2 protein-coding genes and 1 pseudogene are annotated in these 3991 nt (G+C 65.1%); all 3 read right to left on the bottom strand.

Annotated elements, in window-relative coordinates:
- Window positions 1-227: 227 nt before the first annotated feature.
- The 3 genes and pseudogenes from hflC to hflX all read right to left on the bottom strand — a co-directional run bounded on the left by hflC (window position 228) and on the right by hflX (window position 3773).
- Window positions 228-1136, bottom strand: a complete 909-nt coding sequence (hflC, locus tag AC1DN0_RS40695; RefSeq protein WP_441632055.1) for a protease modulator HflC — start codon at window positions 1134-1136, stop codon at window positions 228-230.
- Window positions 1137-1147: 11 nt separating this feature from the next.
- Window positions 1148-2545 (bottom strand): FtsH protease activity modulator HflK, encoded by a 1398-nt coding sequence (gene hflK / locus AC1DN0_RS40700; RefSeq protein ID WP_441632053.1) that lies wholly within the window; start codon window positions 2543-2545, stop codon window positions 1148-1150.
- Between the two features lie 104 nt (window positions 2546-2649).
- Window positions 2650-3773 (bottom strand): annotated as a pseudogene (gene hflX / locus AC1DN0_RS40705) (GTPase HflX).
- Window positions 3774-3991 lie beyond the last annotated feature (218 nt).

Genomic DNA, 3991 nt, shown 5'->3' on the forward strand with positions numbered 1-3991 from the left:
TGGTAAATCTCTTCACTTCACACAGTTGCCGGGCGGCCTGGGCCACCCGTTGAATTACGTTCCCGTCTCGCCTCGGGACACGGGCCAAGCCGGGCACCAGTCACCTGGCGCGGCGGATGAGGCGGCGACGACGCCCGTCGAAGGCATCGGCAGCCACCCCTCCAGCCGGACAAAACCCCGGCAAGCCGGGGTTTTGTCGTATTGCCTGGCGGCCGTGGCCGCCCAGCTTAGCGACGGCTCGCCGGAGGCACTGCCGCCGGCGCCGCGGCGCCGCCCGCCGACCGCATATAGCGGAAGAAGTCGGAATTGGGCTCCAGCACCAACACGTCGCGCTTGTCGCGGAACGTATTGCGGTAGGCCTCCATACTGCGCCAGAACTGGGCGAACTGCGGATCGCGGCCAAACGATTCTGCGTAGATCTGCGAGGCGCGGGCATCGCCCTCGCCCTTGATCTTCTGCGCATCGCGATAGGCCTCGGCCAGCACGACTTCGCGCTGGCGATCGGCATCGGCGCGAATCTTCTCGCCTTCGGCGGCGCCGGTGGAGCGCAGCTCATTGGCCACGCGCTTGCGCTCGGCCTCCATGCGGCGATACACCGATTCGCTGATCGCGGGCAGCAGGTCGACGCGCTTCAGGCGCACGTCGATGATCTCGACGCCCACGGACTGGGCGTAGTCGGCCATCGCGGAGCGGATATTCTGCATCACCTTCTCACGCTCGCCGGCCACCAGCTCCGCCACCGTGCGCTTGCCGAATTCCTCGCGGGCAACGGAGTCGATACGCTGGGTCATGCGGTCCTGCGCGCCACGGATGTTGCCATTGAAGGCCACGTAGAACTTGCGTGGATCGGTGATGCGCCATTTGACGAACCAGTCCACCACCATGCTTTTCTTCTCGGCGGTCAGGAAACGCTCCGAGGCGGCCACGTCGATGGTCAGCAGGCGGCGGTCCATGAAGATCACGTTCTGCAGTGGCGGTGGCAGCTTGAAGTGCAGGCCAGGCTCGTTCACCACCTGCTTGATCTGGCCAAACGCGAACACCACGGCGTACTGCCGCTGGTCCACCACGAATACCATCGACGAGCCGATCGCCAGCACGATGAAGAGGCCGATTACTACGGAAATCAGTCGGTTCATGTCGGGGCTCCTCAGCGCGAATCGCGGTCACGGTTGCGCAACAGCTCGCGCGACCGGGTATCGCTACCGGCTTCCGGCGCGGCAGGCGTGCTGCTGCCGGCCGCGGGCGCCTGCGCGGTGCCGGAACCCGGCGTGCCGCCCTGCGACTGCGCCATCAGCTTGTCCAGCGGCAGGTAGAGGAGATTGTTGCCCTGGCGCGAATCCACCAGCACCTTGGTCGAATTGGTATAGATCTGCTGCATGGTCTCGATGTAGATGCGGTCACGCGTCACCTGCGGGGCCTTGGCGTACTCGGCCTGGACCTGCCGGAAGCGCGAGGCATCGCCTTCGGCCTGGGCGGTCACCCGCGCCTTGTAGGCTTCGGCTTCTTCGTTCAGGCGCGCGGCGGTACCCTTGGCGCGCGGGATCACGTCATTGGCGTAAGCCTGGCCTTCGCTGATGGCACGCTCCCGGTCCTGGCTGGCCTTGTTGACATCGTCGAAGGCGGCCTGCACCTGCTCGGGCGGCTGCACGCTCTGCACGTTGACGGAGATCACGCGGATACCGGTCTTGTAGGCGCTCAGGATCGACTGGATGGATTTGGCCAGATTCTGTGCGATCTGCTCGCGGTTCTCGTAGAGCACCGCGTCCATCTTGTTGCGCCCGACGATCTCGCGCACCGAGGTCTCGGCGGCCTGGGTCACCAGTTCTTCATCGCCACCACGATCGGTCTTGTTGTAGAACAGGAATTCGCTCGCGTCCTGGATGTCGTATTGCACCGTGAAGCGGACGTCGATGATGTTCTCGTCCTGCGTCAGCATGGACGCGTCCTTCAGGTTGCTGTCCTTGATCGAAGTGGAGCGCCCCACCTCTACCGAACGCACGCCCGACAGGTTGACGATCTCGGCGGACTGGATCGGGTACGGCAGGCGCCAGTTGATACCGGGGCCCGTGGTGTACTTGAACTTGCCGAACTGCAGGATGACGGCGGTCTGGCCTTCCTGCACCATGAAGAATCCGCTGGCCAGCCAGATGCCCAGCGCGGCGACCACCACCACGCCGGCGCCGATGCCCGAGCCCTTGCCCGGCGTGCGCGCGCCGCCGCCGAAGCCCTGGTTGCCGCCACCGCCGTTTTCCTTGCGGCCGAGCAGGCCATTCAGGCGGCGATTGAAATCGCGCCAGAGCTCGTCGAGGTCGGGCGGACCATCCTGCGGGGGACGCTGGTGCTGGCGATTGTTGTCGCGGCTGTCCTTGTCCTTGTCCTTGTCTTCGTCATCCGGGCCGCCCCGACCCCAACGTGGATCGTTCAACGACAGGATCGCGCGCAAACGCTGCCAGGCCGTCCGCGACGGTGCATGGCCGCCGTTGCGGCCACCTGCGCGGCTGCCAAAGGCATGGCTCGATTCAGAATTCCGGGGAAACTGGGGCATGAAGTGCACGGGTCCGGGATAGTTGGAACAGGGGGATTCTAACAGTCATCGACGCCACATTTTCCTATTTGAGGCAATCTGGCCGTGATTTCCGTCGAACTGGATCAATGCATGTCGGGTTCTTCCGGATTCACCCCGGCGTCTTCGCGATCATGATCGCCGCCGTCATCGTCGTCGTGATAAGCCGCCACATCAGCCAGGCGCGGGTCCAGCGGCGGACGTTCGGGCGGACGTTCGGCCAGCCAGCGCGCCACGTCCACCAAGGCCTCGCGCAAGGTGTCCAGACCGATGCCGTCGCGCGCACTGACGAACACGCGCGTCGGCACGCCGTCCTCATTGCGCTCCACCCTGGGGCCCTGCGCCAGAAGTTCCGGCGCCGCGTCGATCTTGTTCATCACCACAATCTGCGGGATGTCGTCGGCATTGATCTCGGCCAGCACGCGATTGACCTGCTCGATCTGCTCATGCCGCACCGGACTGGAGGCGTCGACCACATGCAGTAGCAGATCCGCGTGCACGGTTTCTTCCAGCGTAGCCCGGAACGCAGCCACCAGTTGGGTGGGCAGATCGCGGATAAAACCGACGGTATCCGATAACACCACGTTGCCCACATCCTCCAGGTAAAGCCGGCGCGAGGTGGTATCCAGCGTGGCGAACAACTGGTCGGCCGCGTAGGCACGCGCCTTGGTCAGGGCATTGAACAGCGTCGACTTGCCGGCATTGGTATAGCCGACCAGCGAGATGCTCAGGGTGTCGTTGCGGGCGCGCGCCCGCCGCGGGGTGGCCGCTCCAGGTGGCTCCAGGCGCGGACCAGCCGCGAAGCCTGGTACTGGACCTGGGCGAGCTCGACTTGCACCTTACCGACGTGGCTCTGTGCCCGCTGCCCGAAGATATCCAGGATCAGGCCCGTACGGTCGATCACGTGGCGTTGCAGGAAACGCTCCAGATTGCGCTGCTGCGCAGGGCTGAGCGTGTGATTGAACACCACCACGTCGGCGTCAAGCGCATCGGCGGCTTCCTTCAGTTCCTCCGCCTTGCCGGAGCCGATGAACAACGCCGGATCCGGGCGCGACCGGCGTCCGGTCAGCGTATGCACCGGGGTGGAGCCGGCGGTTGACGTCAGCAACGCCAACTCGCTCAGGCTTTCCTGGAAATCATGCTTGCCGAAATCGACACCGACGAGGATGGCGCGGGAGGTCTCGGAATTGGAGGTGGCTCTGGATTGCAAACGGGAGGATCGCGAAACGCGAGAAAGGAAAACGGGTTGGAACCGGCTGGGAGGCAGTGGCGGGTGCCGTGAGGCAAGGCGCCGCGGCCCGGGAAGACACTCGAAGCGGGACGCTATCCGCGGCGGCATGCACCAGGGTGAGCATGTCCCTGCTCATGGCCGTTGTGCGCCCAGGATGGCCGGGCATCGTTTGGTGTCGCGCCAGCGCATCTGGCCCC

This window comes from Cupriavidus sp. 05N39 (assembly GCF_056397325.1).

Coding starts and splice junctions, on each gene's coding strand:
- hflC (WP_441632055.1), bottom strand. CDS start 1,136: ATGAACCGACTGATTTCCGTAGTAATCGGCCTCTTCATCGTGCTGGCG.
- hflK (WP_441632053.1), bottom strand. CDS start 2,545: ATGCCCCAGTTTCCCCGGAATTCTGAATCGAGCCATGCCTTTGGCAGC.